Source organism: Rhizobium sp. Root1203, assembly GCF_001424945.1.
GTDB lineage: Bacteria > Pseudomonadota > Alphaproteobacteria > Rhizobiales > Rhizobiaceae > Rhizobium.
In genome coordinates this window covers 78,273-95,808 of record NZ_LMCW01000009.1, presented here as the reverse complement: position 1 = coordinate 95,808, position 17,536 = coordinate 78,273, and the positions used below count along the sequence as shown (strand labels likewise).

Here is a 17,536-nt window from a genome sequence, read left to right as displayed (position 1 = left end):
GCACCTGATCATTCTGTTACAAATTAAATAACTGGCTATTATATACGAATAAAGGTAGTGTCGCCCATACTTCTTTGTTGTGGACGGAACGGACTCATGGAACTGCGCCAACTCTCCTACTTCAAGGCGGTGGCCGAGGAACTGCACTTCGGCAGGGCGGCAACGAAGATGAGGATCGCCCAGCCGGCGCTGAGCAACCATGTGATTGCGCTTGAGAAGGAGCTCGGTTGCGCGCTCTTCATCCGCTCGACCCGGAAAGTGGAACTGACAAGGGCAGGGGAGACCTTCTACGAGCGCTGCGTCAGGATCTTGAGCGACGTCGATCTGACCACCGAGCTGACCCGGGCTGCCGGCGGCAGCCGCATCCGCCAGATCCGCATCGGCACCGTCTATCCCGCCACCATGGGCATGCTGCCGACGTTCCTGGCAAAGATCGCCCGCAAGTTTCCCGATGTCCGCATCCATCGGCACCGTCTATCCCGCCACCATGGGCATGCTGCCGACGTTCCTGGCAAAGATCGCCCGCAAGTTTCCCGATGTCCGCATCCATATCTCCTCCGGCAACACCGGTGACATCATTCGCAGCCTGGAGAGCGGCCAGATCAATCTCGGCTTCATCCGTCCGGTGGAAAACATCGGGTGCCTCCGGTTCTGCTCGATTGCCCATGAGCGCTACCATCTGGCAGTGGCCCATTCCAATCCGCTGGCGAGCCGCGAGGAGATCACCATCGATGATCTGCGCGACCAGAAGATCATCGCCTTCAACAGGCAGAACCTGTCGTTCACAGAACGCTACTTCAATGAGAAGTTCGAGGAATACGATCTGACGGCGAATATCGCCTACAGCTGCGACGACACCTATTCGCTGGTGTCACTGGTCTCGGCCGGGCTGGGGATCGGCTTTGCGCCGGAATGGACACTCGATCTGCCCAACCGGGCGTTTGAGCTGAAGAAGGTGAGGGGGATCGACTTCCGGATCGGGCTTGGTGTTGCCTGGAGTAAAGACGATCCAACCGCATCGCGCGACGACATCATCGATATTGCAAAATCGCTAGCGCGGCCGGGGCGGTGAGGTCGCGGGTAGGTGGCGGGTACCATCTGGGTAGACATAGAAAGAGCGTGAAATTACCCAAGTGCTTAATCTTCAGCGGCCCCTCTCCACCCCACACCGACAAGGTCACGCGGGCTCGAATACGGTTATCAGATGGAATGGCATGCCTGCGATGCCAATTCTAACAGGCTGTAGGGGCGTCAAGCTACCCGATTGCGCGGCGCTCGTTGGAGCGGATCAACCCTGAAACAAAGCTACCGGTCTTTCCATCGCGGCTGGCGTCTTCGGCTTGCCAGCCAAAATTCCATGCGTCATGACGGGCCATCCAATCCTCCAAGGCACAGGTCTCGTTGACCGGTTTTCGATCTGCCTTCAGATATGGATTTTCTCGCAATGGAAGTCCGAGTATCCGCGCTCGGGAGCCTGCTTCCTGCAAATCGATTAGTTCTTCAATTGTCAAAGTACACCCCCCGAAAGCCAAGCTATCATTCGGAAGTTGCTTTGCAAGGTGCTGCTAATTGAATAGCTTGTGTAAGCGGCAACTTGGGGAGGAGGTCTGTATTTGATGACATGACCCCGCCTTCGATACGGGTATCGCTGGAGCTGCTGGTACCAGCGCCCAATCCAAGGCCCACGACTCGAGCGGTGGGCGCATAGCTGCATTGCACAAAAAATGTTTTCCAATTGGTCAAAAAACAATCATAACGCACACAGCTGATGCATATGGCGGTATCTCCTCCCAGTCCGCCGCAGCAGCTGTTCCCCTCTGGAGGTTTATGACCTTCACAATTTATGGGCCACGGTTCACCGTTGGCCCTTTTTTTCTTTCCATTTTTGTCCCGGCTGGCCCACCTCCGTTCAATCCGGGTTCAGAGCGAATATTACCGCTGCACCATGAGATGGAAAAACTGATACACTCTGTGAGCCCTCAATCGGAGAAGGCTCAGTTCTGCGTGGAAACGAGCACGCTGCGGCTCACCTACGGAGACTGGAAGCGCCTTAATGATGCCAGCGAGGACTCCGCTGAGCGTTGTGAAGTAATTCGCATGCTGTAGCGAATTCACCAAAGAGAAGCTTCAGGCGCCTCTCCTCGTCATTGTCGAGACGGTGGCGCTGGCAGAAGGCTGTCACGGACCAGACTTTAGTGGCGGCCGCAGCCTTAGCGCGCTCGTAGTCAACGCGTTCAGTCATGTTACTTAACTCCCATTTAGTTGCCCGTGCACGAATGATACTAAAGTCTAAATTAGGGCCCAATAAAATAAGACGTGATCCGTGAATTATTTTGGGTTGCCTGGCGCGCCTCCTCCCCGACAGGCGATCATGCGGCTGCTCCCTCGCGATGCGAGGTCGAGCAACCGCTTTCGTTTTCGAATTGCTGCGGCGCATCCCATTTTTCGCCTTGAATATTAGCACCTGCTTTCGTAATTTTAGCCTGTCAACGGCCAAGTACGGAGGTGGAATATGGCTCCTTCATTTTTTGACCGCGCCGCATATGTGCGGGGTAGACATTTCATCGAAGAAATCGCCTGCCTTGAAGACGTTTTTGATTTTCTGGACGAATGGCCGGAGGAGCATCGGGATTTGGCGTACCACACACTGTACGGCGCCTGCCGTAGAGCGGCCAACGGCTCATTCCCACTCGAGGCAGTTCGCGAGAACTTTGAACGGTTCACAAAAAAAGCCGGCTTGCTCGTCGAGATCGAGAAAGTTCCAAGCGTCTTTATAATTTCTTACGCAGCGATGCGGCGTGCTGCCTTATCGGCAGCCTTTCGATCGGCACCGTGCTCGGCAATGATCTTCGCCGCTTCTTCGATGTCGATGCGATGCTTCTTCGCCAGCGTCTTGGCGTCATACGGCTTCGCGGACGCAGACGCGTCTTGTGGATCGGTCATGACATTTTCTCCTTGGGATTGCGGCAAGGCACGGGCGCCAATAGGGCGCGCCTAAACCGTCTATCCATATGTGGGTATTCGCACAGTGCAGTGCAACAGCCCACCGCAGCTCCTTCACGCAGAGTAGAGAAACGGTATCTCGGATGGCTCATAACCATCAGGGAGTGGGTTCAACTCCCACCTCTGCAACCAGATCACGGTATCGCTCGGCCGAGGCTGATGCGTACCGTTCAATGTACAAGACAGCCAGGTGACGTACCCGTCGCGACTATCAGTTAAGCATTGAGCCGCTGTGCCGGTTCTGCCTGATCACCGAGGACGTCACGGCTGCCGAGGTCGTCGACCACATCAAGACTCACAAGGGCGATGTCGGGCTATTCTACGATCTTCGAACCTCCAGTCGTTGTGCAAGCATCACCATGACAGCGCGAAGCAGATGATCGAGAACGGCAGGAACGTCGTGACCTACGGTCTCGATGGATATCCGATCGAGCTTGGCTAGGCAGGGGGGTGGTCGAAAGTCGGCGACCGTCGGCCTGGGTGCCGGCGTCGGGGTCGAGCGTTTTTAGCGCTATTACCGTTTTTCCTATGAGGACCAACCATGGCCAAGCGAAAGGCGCGCATCGACAGCGCTGCGGAAGCCGTGCGCGTCATGGCAAAAGCCACTACCGAGATCCTGCCGCCTGAAAACGTTCCACCCGATGATGAGGACGGCCCGTTCTTCCGGAATGTGATCACAGAGTTCGCTAGGTCAGAGTGGTCCGCTCACCAGCTTGAGCTCGCTGCGATGCTCGCCAGGACGATGGCTGATCTGGTGCGCGAACAATCGCTGTTGCGGACGGAAGGCGGCATCGCTTATTCCGACAAGGGAACGCCAGCGGCGAACCCGCGAAAATCAATCGTGCAGATGCACGCCAGCTCAATTCTGTCCTTTCGCCGATCGCTCTCCCTACAGGCACGCGCGCAAACGGGCGAGGCTAGGGATGCCGCTAAGAGGAGTGCGGCCGCAAAGGGCATCGAGGGAGACAATCCCCTAGAGGTCGTTTTGCTGGCGCGACCGGGCTGAGGAGAACGTATGCCAAGCGGAATTGATGCGAACACCGGCGTTAGTCACAGGTTCAAAGATCGTACCGGTGATCGAAACGGAAGGCTCCTTTTCACGAAGTATCTTGGCGTGAATGAGCACCGTCACGGCATATGGAAGCCAAATGCGACTGTGGAGAGGTCACCTCCACCACCCGGCCACACCAAACCAGGTCGGACGGATGCCTGCAAAGGGAAACTGCGGCCAAAACGCAAGCGGCCAAGGCTATTCCGGAAGATGAACGAAATCGTCGCTTGATGGCGAACAGAGTTCTTCAGAGACAGCGGCGAAAGACAGAACCTCGCCTAGCGATGCAGGCTCGTCTGAGCCGACTTCATCGACATGCCATCCGCCAGGTCGGCGCCATAAAGACCTCCAGCACGTTCGAGCGACTTGGTTAATTGTGCGGCACTTGGAACGCCAGTTCGCTGGGGGAAATGGGGTGGCATAACATGAACCAGTGGCAGATTGACCACATCATCCCCGCCAGCTCGGCTAAGTCTGAAGACGATGCGCTCAACCAGCTTTCGAAGCTGAGGCCGATGTGGGCAGTGGACAACAACGCAAAGAAAAACAGTCGGCTAAGCCTCCTGTAGCTGAATGACTCGCGGGGAGCGGGTCGTCGCCCTCATCCAAAAATTTTGTCTTGTGCCAGAAGGGACACTTCTCGGCAAACCGGTAGAGCTTCTGGACTTCCAGAAACGCTTCATTAAGGCCGTCTATGACAATCCTGCCCGCACGTCTCGGGCGCACCTATCGATCGCCCGCAAGAATGGTAAGACTGGCCTCATAGCTTGCTTGCTCCTCGCTCATATTGTCGGGCCGGAAGCTTATCAGAATGGCCGCATCGTATTGGGTGCGCGCTCTCGCAAGCAGGCAGCCGAGGTATTCAACTACGCCGCCAAAATGGTGATGATGTCACCAGAGCTATCCAAGCTCGCGCGTATCGTGCCGTCGGCAAAAATGATTGTCGGACTGGCAAAAAATGTCGAGTATCAAGCGAGTTCAGCAGAAGCAAAAAGCGCGCATGGGGGCTCGCCTATCCTGGCGATCCTGGACGAAGTCGGGCAGATTAAAGGCCCCACGGATGACTTCGTTGAAGCGATCGAAACGTCGCAGGGTGCCTATGATGGTAAGGCTATGCTTTTTGCCATCTCCACGCAGGCGGCTACCGATAATGATCTCTTCTTCCGCTGGATTGACGACGCTGAGACGTCGAAAGATCCCCGCATTGTCAGCCACATTTACACCGCTCCCGCCGACTGTGCACTAGACGATCGGAAGGCGTGGGCCGCTGCGAACCCGGCGCTGGGCGGCTTCCGCTCCATCAAGGACGTCGAGGACTTCTCAGCGCTCGCCAGTCGTGTGCCGAGCAAGGAGGCTAGCTTTCGCTGGCTGTTCCTCAATCAGCGTATCGATGCCTCCGCACCGTTTGTTGCGCCGGCGATTTGGCGTGCTTGCGACGGTTCAGTTGACGATTCCGATGGGCTGCCTGTCTTCGGTGGGCTGGACCTTTCCGAAGTGTCCGACTTGACTTCTCTGGTGCTCATGGCACCGAAGGAAACCGATGCCGGGACCATCGGGCATGTGCGGCCGACGTTTTGGTTGCCCGGTGACGCGCTGCGCGACAAAGGCGAAGGCCGACCGCGTTCCATATGACGTCTGGCCCAAGAGCGGACACCTAGAGACGACGCCTGGGCCGACCGTCGAATACGAGTTCGTTGCGCATCATCTGTTCGAACTTTTCGGGCGGTTGGATATCGCAAGATCGCGTTTGACCGGTGGAACTGGCGGCACCTCAAGCCATGGCTGTCGAAGGTCGGGTTCACGGAAGAGCAACTGGAAGGCGATGACGCTGTATTCGAGCAGTTCGGGCAGGGCTTTGCATCCATGTCTCCGGCTCTTCGCGAACGGCGATCTGACCTTATCTGCAATCGCGTGATAGGATAGGCCGCCGCTGGTGCAAATGCGCAAGCGTTAGAGCGGAAGCGATCGCTCGCTTCCGGTGCCGAGGGTTCTAACAGGGAGCAATCAACGATGAAAACGCGCATTTATCTAGCAATGCTCGCCGCCAGTTGTTTTTCATGCCTTCCCGTCTCCGCTCAACAGGTAGTCACCGGGGCCGCCGGTTCACCGAGCGCAACCTCCACCATCGACGGGCAGTCGCTGCCAGCAACGCCACCGGCCTTCGGGGGTACCATCAATTTGGACGCAAAGGACTCCACGCCTTGGTGGCCACCGACTGTGGTGCCGCCCAAGGGCGCTCCGAACGTACTGCTGATCATGACAGACGATGCGGGCTACGGCGTCTCCGGTACCTTTGGCGGCGTCATTCCTACACCAACGCTCGACAGGATCGCGACCGACGGGCTGCGGTTTACCCAGTTCCACTCCACCGCACTCTGCTCGCCGACGCGCGCAGCGCTGATTACCGGTCGCAATCATCATTCGGCGGGCTTCGGGGTAATCGCCGAACAGTCCACCGGGTTTCCGGGATACGATTCAATCATCGGGCCGAACAACGGCACCATTGGCACGATCCTCAAGGAACACGGTTACGCCACCTCATGGATAGGCAAAAACCACAACACTCCCACATACGCGATTTCCACCTCTGGACCCTTCGACCAGTGGCCCTCGGGGATGGGCTTCGATTATTTCTACGGATTCATGGGCGGCGAATCCGATCAATGGACGCCGTGGTTGTTCCGCAATCACAGCCAAATCTTTCCGTGGAATGAAAATCCCAACTACAACATGATCACCGGCATGGCCGATGACGCGATCACCTATCTGCGCGAGGTCAACGCCGCGACACCGGAGAAGCCGTTCTTTATGTACTATGTTCCGGGCGCTACCCACGCCCCGCATCAGCCGACGAAGGAATGGATCGACAAGTTCAAGGGCAAGTTCGACATGGGCTGGAACACCATGCGCGACCAGATCTTCGCCAATCAGAAGCGGCTTGGAGTGATACCCGAGAATACCCAGCTCACCCCTTGGCCGGATGACCTGCCGCAATGGGATACGCTGACGCCGGACGAGAAAAAGATGTTCGCGCGACAGGCCGAGGTCTTCGCCGCCTATGTGGCCTATGCGGACAACGAGATCGGTCGGGTGATCGATGAGGTCCGCAAGCAGGGCAAGCTCGACAACACTCTCATCATCTACATCGAGGGGGACAACGGAACCAGCGCCGAGGGATCGACCATAGGCACAGCTTTTGACCTCGCAGCCATCCAAGGCATCAACATGCCGGTCGCCGACCAATTGAAATACTATGACGCCTGGGGCGATCCGACGACCCAGCCTCATATGTCGGTTGCCTGGTCGTGGGCCTTCGATACGCCGTTCAAGTGGACCAAGCAGATCGCATCCCATTTTGGGGGCACACGACAGGGTATGGCGATGTCCTGGCCCGGTCACATCACCGACAAGGGGGGCATCCGCAGCCAGTTCCACCACGTGATCGATATCGTACCGACAATCCTTGAAGCGACCGGAATCGAAGCACCGCGGATGGTGAATGGAATCGCGCAGAAGCCGATCGAAGGCGTGAGCATGGCTTATACGTGGACAAAGGGCGCAAAGGATATGCCCTCAGCGCGCAAGACTCAGTATTTCGAGATGTTCGGCAATCGTGCAATCTACCACGACGGCTGGATCGCCTCTACCACGCCACCGGCGGGGCCATGGCTGATGGGGCTCGGTAAACTGCCAGACGTGATCGACGGCTACAACTGGGAACTCTATAACCTCACGGAGGACTACTCCCAGTTCAACGATCTCGCCGCCAAGGAACCGGACAAGCTGCGCGACATGCAGCAACTCTTCCTTGTCGAGGCAGCAAAGTATCAGGTCTTGCCGCTGGACAACTCCGTCGCCGCACGTCTGCTTGCGCCGCGGCCGAGTGCGACTGCTGGTCGCAATGAATTCGTGTATTCCGGCGAGCTGTCCGGTTTGGCGGCGGCTTCGGCGGCTAGCCCACTCAGCCGATCCTACACGGTCAGCGCAGACATCGAGGTATCAGAAGGCGGTGGGGAGGGTATGCTTGCCACTCTGGGCGGCCGCTTTGGTGGCTATGGCCTGTACCTGATTAAGGGAAAGCCTGTCTTTACTTACAACCTTCTGGCGCTTGAACGCTTCCGTTGGGCGGGCGAGCAGCCACTGACGCCCGGCAAACACACCGTCGCCTTCGATTTCACCTATGACGGCCCCGGTTTTGGGAAGGGCGGTAGAGGCGTGCTAAGTGTTGACGGCTCCAAGGTCGCGGAGCGGTCGATCCCTCATACGATCCCGTTCCTGGTGACAATCGACGAGTCATTCGATGTCGGCCTTGATACCCGCACATCTGTCGACGACGAGGACTATCAGGTGCCCTTCCGCTTCACCGGGACGCTCGACAAGGTAACGGTCAAGGTTGGACCGCCGCAGTTATAGGCGACCCCTGTGCGGGAGTCACGAAAGCCCGTCTTCAGTGCCTCGCGACGGGGCACTGACCGTCTGAATGGAAGCCATAGCCCAATACACAACAGCAACGGCGGCGCGGCTCACAAATCCTCGTCTCGCAGCGATAGGCGGCTGTGGGATCGCAGTTTGGCGGGCGGCATGTCGTTAGGACGCTCTTCTTCCGGCGCGCTGCGGAAATGTCCGGTGTTAGCGCGAAGTTGCCCTAAGTTGTAGTGGCAATCGGCCCTTGACGATCCTGTCCTGCTGTTATTACAACACCACTCGCCCGCCTGAACTTCAGACGCGGCTTCGATAGACGTTCATTTGGAGGTCCCAATGCGCCGAGTCACTTCTCAAAAAATTCAGATCGTAAATTTTGAGAAGATGATTAGATATGCGCGTTATGAATCTGGGCATTCTGGCCCATGTGGATGCAGGCAAGACCAGCCTCACTGAACGACTCCTCTTCGAAACCGGTGCCATCGACAAGCTGGGAAGCGTGGATGGCGGAAACACCCAGACAGATAGTCTGGAATTGGAACGGCAGCGCGGGATCACCATCGCTGCCGCTGTCGCTGCTTTTCGTATCGGCGACCTTCGCGTCAATCTGATCGATACCCCCGGTCACCCTGATTTTATCGCCGAGGTGGAACGGGTATTACGGCTGCTCGACGCGGCGATTGTCGTTGTTTCGGCCGTGGAAGGAGTGCAAGCGCAGACGCGTGTCCTTGTCCGTGTGCTTCAGCGACTTGGCATTCCTTTCCTGTTTTTCGTCAACAAGATGGATCGTGCCGGTGCGCGTTATGAGGAAGTGCTCTCCGATATGGCGAGGGAATTGGTGGTCCGGCCACTTGCCATGTCGACCATCGACAATATCGGCAGTCGTCAAGCCTATGTCGAGCCTGTCGACATGGAGACGGATCAAAACCTCTCCCGCCTTTGCGAGGTGCTTGCCATCGGCGACGAAACGTTTCTCGATGACTATGTCCTGGCTCCCGAACGATTGACCGCAAAGAGATTTCGAAGCGCCATCGCGACACAGGTTCGTGGCGACCTTGTGCATCCAGCCTACGGAGGAGTCGCAATGACGGGTCTTGGTGTTCCGGAACTCATCAAAGGGGTAGTCAACCTTTTGCCCAGCCGCGTCCCGGACACCTCGGCCGATCTGCGGGGCAGTGTTTTCAAAATAGAGCGTGGCTGGGGCGGTGAAAAAATCGCGTACATTAATGTGGAGGCCGGGACGATAGGCGCTCGCGATCTTATCGAACTGCCGACCGGACCCGCCAAGGTCACAAGCCTTCAGGTATTCGGCGAGACGGGATTGCGCAGATGTGACCACGCCGCCGCAGGGGAAGTCGCAAAGGTAGGCGGGCTCTCAGGCGTCAGGATCGGCGACGAAGTCGGGGCAGGCGGCAAAAAAGCGTTTACGCGGCAGTTCGCTCCTCCCACGTTAGAAACACATGTCGTGGCACGGCGGCGGTCTGACAGAGGTGCACTGTGGCTCGCCTTGCAGCAGCTTTCGGAACAGGACCCGCTTATCAACCTGCGCACGACCAACGATGCGAATGAAATCTATCTGTCCCTCTACGGGGAGGTTCAGAAGGAGATAATCCAGGCGACGCTGCTCGCCGATTTCGGTGTAGATGCGGATTTTGAGGAAAGCACCGTCATTCATGTCGAGCGCCCGACTGGATCGGCGACCGCGCTGGAAACCATGTTCAAATCCCCTAATCCATTTCTTGCGACGGTGGGTCTGCGGGTTGAGCCTCGATCTCCGGGCTCCGGCAATGCCTACACGCTGGAAGCGGATGTCGGGCAGATGCCGATTAGTTTCTATCGAGCAATCGAGGAGACTGTATTAGAGGCCCTGAAGGCTGGTTTTTATGGATGGCAGGTCGTCGACTGCCACGTTGTGCTGACGGCCGTTGGGCAGAGCTCGCCGGCCACGACGGCAGCAGATTTCCGAGGATTGACGCCCTTGGTTCTGGCTGAGGCACTTTCCCGGGCTGAGGTGATCGTTTGCGAACCCGTAGAGCATTTTCGGCTGCAGGTTCCAGCGACGACGCTTCCCTTACTGATCACCCTGCTTGCCAAATGTGGTGCCTCTATATCCGAAACGGTGATAGAGGACGCCGTTGCCCGACTCCAAGGCATGATTGCATCGATTCATGTTCAAAGCGTCCGCCATCAACTCCCGGGGCTTACCGGCGGTGCGGGTGTCATGGAAACTTCGTTTGACCATCATGCACCGCTAAGCGGGGCACCTCCCAGTCGGTCCCGCTCGTCGCTCTCTCCATTTAACCGCGCGGAGTATCTCGCTAGGATTAGGTAATGCGCACCAGTATAACGAGGGAATGAACGATGACAAAAAAGCCGAGCCGGGAATGTCCGCGCTCGGGCCCAAGCGGACTTACGAAGCCCGTTTCGGATTGCAAACGCCAAACGGCGACCGCCAAATTCCCCATTGTCGATAACGCACTCAGGGTGCAGGCAGATTGATGCAAGAGATAAGCAGGCGCTCTGTTCCGATGAAGCGTCCGCCCGTACCTCGCGTAATTATGTTATGTGCCCAAAAGCTGTGGTTCGCTTCCATTCAGGTCGGGCAATGATTACCGATCTGCCCCAAATCGAGCGACCCGGTCAATGTCTCCTGTTGGCGCGCGATCCTGCCATAACGGTATCGGGCCCATGGCGGCCATCGACCGACAGGAGGGCGCAAAGGAGATGCCCGTCTCACGCCGCCCCTTCGCGGACGGTTGTTCGATCGCCTCCGGGCCTGCATTGGTCCGAGAAAGGATGACTGTTCAAAAAAGGGTCGATGCCTTGATGCTCGGATCGCTCAGGCGTCCTGCTCGTTTCCAACGAGACGGAAACCGCCGATCCCGAAGCTGTCGGCCACCCACAAAAGCAGGCGCTCGGGCAAGGACAGAGTATTTCGCTGCTCCATCACCTGTCTCGCCAACGCGGGCTGGTTGGTGATAAGCCCGTCCACTCCTATCGAGATCATCCGCGACATCTTCACAGGCTCGTCGACCGTCCAGACGTAGAGCTTCTTTCCTTCCGCGGCGCTCCGCTTGACCAGACCGACCGAGGCCTGTCCTGTGTTCACCGCAATGAAGTCGGCGTCGAGCTTAGAAAGGTCACCGATAGCTCTGGCAGCCAGAATCCCGGTACGCCATCGCGGCCGCAGTTCCTGCATTCTCTCGACTATCGGCAATTTGAGCGACATCACGGAGATATTGTCGGTCATTCCCGTCTCTTCGACGATCCGGGCGACCTTGTTCTCCAGGTCAACATTGTGCCCGTAGTACTTCAGTTCGATCATCACCTTCGACCTTCCGCGCGCGGCCGTGAGCACGTCGCGCAAAGTGGGCGTCCGTTCTGCCGCATAGGCGGGGTCGAACGAGCTACCGATGTCGATGCCGGCGATATCGCTCATCGTCGCGTTCCAAATCTTCAGGTCGACACCCGCCGACTTCATGAAATCGCTGTCATGGGCGACGACGACTTCGCCATCCGCGGTCTCCTGCACGTCGATCTCCACCCAGTCGGCGCCGTCATCGATCGCCTTGAGAACGGCCGCCATGGTGTTTTCAGGCCGTGCGCCTGCCGCACCACGATGGGCGATGATCTCGACCGTTCGTGGCGAACTCATTCGCGCGAGCAAAGCCTCCGTCACGAACAGTCCCGCTGCGACGCAGGCCCCCGCCGATACAAGAATTGCCCAGAGTGGCATTCGGCGGCCAGAGCCGGCATCGGCCGTCGCGGTCAAGGGGAGACCTTCCTGCCCAGACGCCTCCGAGAACTCCGTCAGCAGGAGCCGCGCAAGGGCGCCGTTCGCGAGCGCCGATACGGCGGTATTCATCAGCCACCAGACCAGCAGCAGGAAGAAAGTCATCGCAGCTATCGGCCGTAGACTGTCGCCCAGAAGCGAAGGAACTCCACCGATCATGGCCCCAAATAGCGCGGCGAGGGCAGCGGCCATGCCAAATCGGAATGTGATCAGGACGACGATCTGCCACAACAGGCTCAACGTCCGCCCTTGCAGCAGCGCGGCACTCTCTTTGAAGGCGGTCCTTGGCGCCACGCCCAGCCCCACGACGAGTTGCAGGGCGAAGCCCCAGCGGGTCAGAAATGACAGCATGACCAGGCCCATCAGCGTCGCCAAGACTGCGATGATGGCGGCGGCGAACAAGGCCTGTGGTGGATGATAGGTGAGGTAGTAGTTGATGTCGTAGTCGCGCAGTAGCCAATAAGCGGTGGCAGCCATCGCCAGGCCGAAGGGCAGGGCAATGGCGAGGACGCGCAGGAGAAGCCCCAGGCCGAAGCGCACCAGGCGTGGAAAACGCGGAACGACGAAGCCAAGCCCCCGCCGGATCGCGGGAAAGGCATGCCGCTCTCGAACCGCCAGCGTGTACATCATTAACGTGACGTCCAGCGCCGCGGCGGCGATGCCGAGGCTGAGGGCGGCCGCGGCCGCTAGAGCGCCGAAAGGCGTCAGCAGCAGCCGGGCGATGTCCTGATCGGTCATGGCGCTGCGGCCGGAAAATGCGACCACGATGCCGAGAAGCAGTCCGATCAATGGCATGAGTAGCGCGGACGTGACCAGTCGGACTGCGAGATGCGTGGCGATGAATGGCATGCGGTAGGCGAACGCGACGCGGAAATGCGCCGCGACCTTCGATAGTCCCACCATCGGTTTGGCCGTTGCCTCTCGCATGCGTCCGCCTCCGTTGACTGCTTGGCGTCTCAACAACCGTTCTAAAAGACCGGCAGGGTGGATCGTATTAGCCCAAAATGCACCGTCTATCAAAACGGCGACGCTATACTTGATTCAGCTCCTATTTCCAGTGAGAGCCCGTTTCTACGGTTCTCACTGGAAATAGGAGCTGACTGCAGAAGGGCGGGCGATCAAATGCATCCAAATCACCTGTATCTGTACGTTCGCGTGACCAGAAGCGGGTCGCCACGGTCGAGCAGATCTTCGACGACTCGGGGGCAAATACGTGAAAGGTGATCTTCCTTGCCCGCCCTTGCAGCCTCCCCGTTCGCGTTCCGGCGCTGGGCAGGCGACCATCCTCGAGCCAGCGCTTCCGCTCTGATGCCGTGATCGTCAGGATATCCTCGATCTCACGAGGAATGATCGGAAGATCTGCGATGCCGTCGCCGCGCTGGCCGATGCCGTCGCTTTGAATGCTGTCTTCGAAGTCTCTGGCAGGACGGAATGAGCCCGCCTGCCTGCATTAGATCGTAGCGGAGCCATTCTGCCCGGTATTCTCTCAGGCTGGTTACGATGGGAAGGGTCGGCATTGGGCGAACATCTCCAACTAACAATTCAAGCCACCTTGTTCAGCGGGTCGGCGTCGATCAGTCGGCGCCCCTGTCGCTCCGTCCTCTGGGTGAACCAAGGACGATGTCAGCCGCCCCGAGTTCTCCTGTGCCCGCAGCTATAGAATGGAGGCGACGGAGGGCGCCTGACGTCTAGCTTGTTAGATCGGGGACAACATGCCTGATTCTTGTATCTTCTAGATAGTCGGACGGTCGCTTCTGGCGCTTGCCGAGATCTGGTTCGTCGAATTTGACGCGTAGGGGATGGTTTTGAGTATGTGGGAAATGCAGTTGATACGCGCGCGCTTCTTGTCGTCCGATGGAACGATCCGCCAAGGTGCCTGCTCGTGCTCGGTCCTGCGAAGCATCTCGTCATAGGCACGCGTGTAGTCCCACCATTTGCGATAGGACTCGACCTCAATGGGGCTCAATTTCCACTGCCTCACGGGGTCTTCGATACGCCGCTTGAAACGACGTTCCTGTTCTTCCTCTGACCGTGAGAAAATACTTCAGCAGGATAATTCCGCTCTCCACGATTGCCGCCTCAAAACCTGGAGTAACCTCCAGAAATCTCTGGACTTTTTTTCACTACAAAACCCCATGACACGGTCGACGCCGGGACGATTATACCAACTGCGATCGAAGATTACGATTTCACCGGCGGCAGGCATGTGGGCAAGGTAACACGTAGATTTGCGACTTTTCACGGTCGGTCGGCGCGGGCAGCGCAGCCACACGAAACACCCGTGGGCTCACTTTCTCTGTAATTCGTTTGATCATTCCACCGTTGCCCGCGGCGTCGCGCCCCTCGAAGACGATCACGATCCTCGCCCCCGATTTCTTCACCCAGGCCTGCAGGTGTGCCAACTCGACCCGAAGGTTCTTGATTTCCTTGTCGTAGTCCCACGACTTTTCCTTCTTACTTGTTTCGCGGGCTTCAGCGGGGGCACCAGGGTCTACAGCGTGTATTTTGGCCAAGGCTCCTTCAACGTCGCGGTGCCGCGCTCCGACTGGCTCACCTACCCTAGCTGGAAACGCAACGATCGCCACCACCACCCGCCACTCACCGCGGCGCGCGCTCCACACGGTATCCCGGTCGTCCTCACCAGCCGGAGGTTGTTGTGTTTTTATTGGTGCCTGGGCCTTGTTGGACTTAGTGGCCCATTGAGTTGCCCACGCGGTTGCCCGCATTCTGCGTGGCGTTTACGGTATTTGCCGTGTCGCGCCCGGCGCCCTTAATGGTGCGGCACAGGCGATAGCAAAATCGGATACGATTTTCATTTTCCTCTCCTAGGCCAAAATTCCCAAACCCTAGCGCCAATACCGATAGTCGTTGGCGCCAGCCGCACGGCCCATGAGGTAGCCCAGACCAAACGCCACTGCACCGATCGTCAGAGCAATGGTCGTAGCTGTATGCGGGTGATCTGCGGCGCCAGCGGCAACCGCCCCCGACTCACGTACCACCGCGTCCGTGGCAGTTTTGGCAACCTTTCTCAACCCAGTCGGTTGTTCAGTGGGCGTGCCGGTGAAGCCTGCGTTCAGATCGTCCTTGGCCATAACTTATCTCCGTTTTTATCCAAGGAGAAAACCGCTCTGAGCCGAACTGGTTCCATGCCGAATAAAGGCGCCGGCCTCTTGCCTTCGTCGAGTGCGTCAATCTGTTTCTAGCGGCGATCTCGTAATGCGTCGATCAACCGGTGCACCTTTTCCGTCGCATAGACGATGTCTTCTCTGGGCAGATGCACGGTGATTTCGATCTCCTGCCATCGCCCGCCCTGTTCTTTTGCATAGCGGACAGCGGCTTTCAACGAGTTGAAGTCGACTGCAGGAGCGTCGGTAACCCAGAGCTGCACGGTGCATTTCGCTTCACCGTAGTCGGAGAGGGCTTTGAGTGGATCTAGGGCCATGCGGGACTTTACACCGTCCGCGGTTCGCTGGCTACCGAGCGCGGAGGGCAAATAAAATTCACCAATTAAATCGGTCGGGCCGACCTGCCAAGACCCACAGCCTGACACAAGCTATAACGATTAACCATATGAGCCATAATGCCTCCCAAGATTTTATCACGATCCGCCCCGCCTTCGAGCGGGGCTTTTTCGTTTTTTGGCATACTTAGCGTGTCAACTGGGCGGCGTTCGACCGAGTCGGCCGATGTGGGGCAGGGGCAAGACGTCGAAGATTTAGCTAAGTGGAAGAAGAGCAGAGTGAACGGCTCCTTGATTCTGGAAGCCTACTTCTGGGGCGCGGCGGAGCGAACGAGGCGCAGGCTATACACACCGGTGGAGAGATAGCGACTCCCCCTTCTAACGCGGCTCGCTCGTCTCCAAAGCAGCCGGCAGGCGCTCGCCCTTCGGCGTGGTTGGGCCGATCCATGCTAACGCTGCGAAGAGAACAGCCACCGAAAGTACAATCCAAATGCGCATAGCACCCCGGCGGGCCAAAGACGGGGTGGTCTTATCAGGCTCCCTGTTGGGATCATATACCATAGCAATCGAACTGGCCGGTTCAAGTAGAACAAGCCCGGTGCGGGGTACCGACACCGGGTCGGACCGACGAGGTTGGGCTGTCGCCGGCGAGCGACGGAAACAGGAGAGTCTCGTCGCCGATGTCCTAATGATAGTTCCATCGCCGATTATCACAGCGCATGTGAAGTCGGGCTCTACCATTATGTGGCACGGAGCCCGCAAAACGCCAGGTTAGTTGTTTTCGAAGGTACGAGGGTAACTAATGACGGATTAGGCGCTTCCACCGCGCGACGCCGAGGTCTGAGTGCGGGCAGCAGCGGCTAATGGGGTTCAGACCGGATTCGCGGGCGTCTCTTCGCTCTCGGTGGCCCTTCGATCCGCAAGCAACAAATCCAAAGCCTTATGTTCAGGGCCAAAGGGGCGTTGGTTTAAGAGTGAGGTCACGAGCGTTTTCGTTTCATGACTGCCCGAAATACTTCGATCGGTGTATGTCGGCCCGGTGGGTTCGTTGTGGGGATTATTTGCCATGACGGGAAACTGCTTAAAGCGACTAGTCGCCGAAGAAAAGCCCGGTGCGGAGGGAACCTACACCGGGCCTTTTGGCTGCTCTCGCAGCCTTGGTACAACAGCTCTTGGGCGTTGCAATAGATAAACGAACGGGCCGTTAGTTAGTTCCACAATTAGAGACGATTTTTCGGTGTCGGTGCGAATGCCGGCGGTTTTTCTATGATTCTCGACGACGGAGCGGCGGCAGTTTGACCTTGTCCCGATCGCCGATCTTCGCTGGCGCCGGCTTCGGCAGGTTCTGCCGCATGCCGGTAGGCACATACGGGCTTGGTGGCCATTCCCGAAACCCGACGCCCGTTTCAGTAAAGTTGATATCGGCGCTGGCTAGCTCGTTCATGATCACAAATAGCGACGATTCGTAAGGCTCCCGCTTATCGCCTTCAAGATCGGCGATGGTCGAGCGACTGACGCCCGCGCCTTCTGCAAGGGTGCGAGCTGCGGTGGATCTCGTCCCAGAACCTATAAGAGCCGAACTGGGACTGGAAAAGCACGGCCTCTCAAGACTTCAACGGATGGCTGTCATAACGATGGGTAAGACAGCCGACAGAATACAGATCCGTGGAGCGCCACCGTCTCAGGCTTCGCTGCGCATGGAACGGGATGCTGCATATCTGTACAAACGCTAGCGCTGAGCCTGATCGGCTTTGAGGCGCGGAAACCGCGTCGCGCAAAGCAGCAGAGAACATCGTTGTCTCCCTTC

General features: G+C 57.9%; 11 protein-coding genes, 1 tRNA gene and 4 pseudogenes. 7 read left to right on the top strand and 9 right to left on the bottom strand.

Features of this window, described 5'->3' with window-relative positions:
• The first annotated feature begins 96 nt into the window (after positions 1–96).
• A pseudogene (locus ASC97_RS09305) lies at positions 97–1,072 on the top strand (LysR family transcriptional regulator).
• A 184-nt stretch (positions 1,073–1,256) separates the two neighbouring features.
• Here the strand turns inward: ASC97_RS09305 and ASC97_RS09300 are convergent.
• Together ASC97_RS09300 and ASC97_RS32755 are read right to left on the bottom strand one after the other, a co-directional pair.
• On the bottom strand, positions 1,257–1,511 hold the full coding sequence (locus tag ASC97_RS09300) for a CrpP-related protein (RefSeq protein ID WP_057468064.1): 255 nt from the start codon (positions 1,509–1,511) through the stop codon (positions 1,257–1,259).
• 539 nt (positions 1,512–2,050) lie between these two features.
• Positions 2,051–2,242 (bottom strand): hypothetical protein, encoded by a 192-nt coding sequence (locus tag ASC97_RS32755; RefSeq protein WP_082529933.1) that lies wholly within the window; start codon positions 2,240–2,242, stop codon positions 2,051–2,053.
• A gap of 270 nt (positions 2,243–2,512) precedes the next feature.
• On the opposite strand from ASC97_RS32755, the pseudogene ASC97_RS32750 reads away from it, so the two are divergent.
• A pseudogene (locus ASC97_RS32750) lies at positions 2,513–2,731 on the top strand (DUF982 domain-containing protein); the annotation flags it as partial.
• A gap of 50 nt (positions 2,732–2,781) precedes the next feature.
• Here the strand turns inward: ASC97_RS32750 and ASC97_RS34605 are convergent.
• Entirely contained in the window at positions 2,782–2,943 is a 162-nt protein-coding gene (locus ASC97_RS34605) for a hypothetical protein (protein ID WP_200959448.1), read from the bottom strand.
• A gap of 117 nt (positions 2,944–3,060) precedes the next feature.
• On the opposite strand from ASC97_RS34605, the gene ASC97_RS09290 reads away from it, so the two are divergent.
• From ASC97_RS09290 to ASC97_RS09270, 5 genes are all read left to right on the top strand, one after another.
• Positions 3,061–3,135 (top strand) — tRNA-Met (locus ASC97_RS09290).
• Positions 3,136–3,544: 409 nt separating this feature from the next.
• Positions 3,545–4,009 carry a hypothetical protein gene (locus ASC97_RS09285; RefSeq protein WP_057468062.1) on the top strand — a complete coding sequence of 155 codons (465 nt, stop codon included), beginning with the start codon at positions 3,545–3,547 and terminating at the stop codon, positions 4,007–4,009.
• A gap of 618 nt (positions 4,010–4,627) precedes the next feature.
• A complete protein-coding gene (locus tag ASC97_RS09280; RefSeq protein WP_244481431.1) occupies positions 4,628–5,686 on the top strand; it encodes a terminase large subunit domain-containing protein in 1,059 nt (352 codons plus the stop codon).
• A 378-nt stretch (positions 5,687–6,064) separates the two neighbouring features.
• Positions 6,065–8,467, top strand: coding sequence for an arylsulfatase (locus ASC97_RS09275; RefSeq protein ID WP_057468061.1), 2,403 nt, complete (start codon positions 6,065–6,067; stop codon positions 8,465–8,467).
• A 403-nt stretch (positions 8,468–8,870) separates the two neighbouring features.
• Positions 8,871–10,808: an elongation factor G gene (locus ASC97_RS09270; protein WP_057468060.1), complete on the top strand. Its 1,938-nt coding sequence runs from the start codon at positions 8,871–8,873 to the stop codon at positions 10,806–10,808.
• A gap of 507 nt (positions 10,809–11,315) precedes the next feature.
• Here the strand turns inward: ASC97_RS09270 and ASC97_RS09265 are convergent.
• From ASC97_RS09265 to ASC97_RS09250, 6 genes and pseudogenes are all read right to left on the bottom strand, one after another.
• A complete protein-coding gene (locus ASC97_RS09265; protein WP_057468059.1) occupies positions 11,316–13,196 on the bottom strand; it encodes a glycerophosphodiester phosphodiesterase family protein in 1,881 nt (626 codons plus the stop codon).
• 245 nt (positions 13,197–13,441) lie between these two features.
• Positions 13,442–13,720 (bottom strand): annotated as a pseudogene (locus ASC97_RS35155) (hypothetical protein); the annotation flags it as partial.
• Positions 13,721–14,001: 281 nt separating this feature from the next.
• Positions 14,002–14,475, bottom strand: a pseudogene (locus ASC97_RS35915) (hypothetical protein).
• Positions 14,459–14,782, bottom strand: coding sequence for a hypothetical protein (locus tag ASC97_RS35910; protein WP_274534147.1), 324 nt, complete (start codon positions 14,780–14,782; stop codon positions 14,459–14,461). Before ASC97_RS35910 ends, ASC97_RS35915 begins: the two are co-directional and overlap by 17 nt.
• A 333-nt stretch (positions 14,783–15,115) precedes the next feature.
• Positions 15,116–15,361 (bottom strand): hypothetical protein, encoded by a 246-nt coding sequence (locus tag ASC97_RS09255; protein ID WP_057468058.1) that lies wholly within the window; start codon positions 15,359–15,361, stop codon positions 15,116–15,118.
• A gap of 107 nt (positions 15,362–15,468) precedes the next feature.
• Entirely contained in the window at positions 15,469–15,711 is a 243-nt protein-coding gene (locus tag ASC97_RS09250) for a hypothetical protein (protein ID WP_057468057.1), read from the bottom strand.
• Positions 15,712–17,536 lie beyond the last annotated feature (1,825 nt).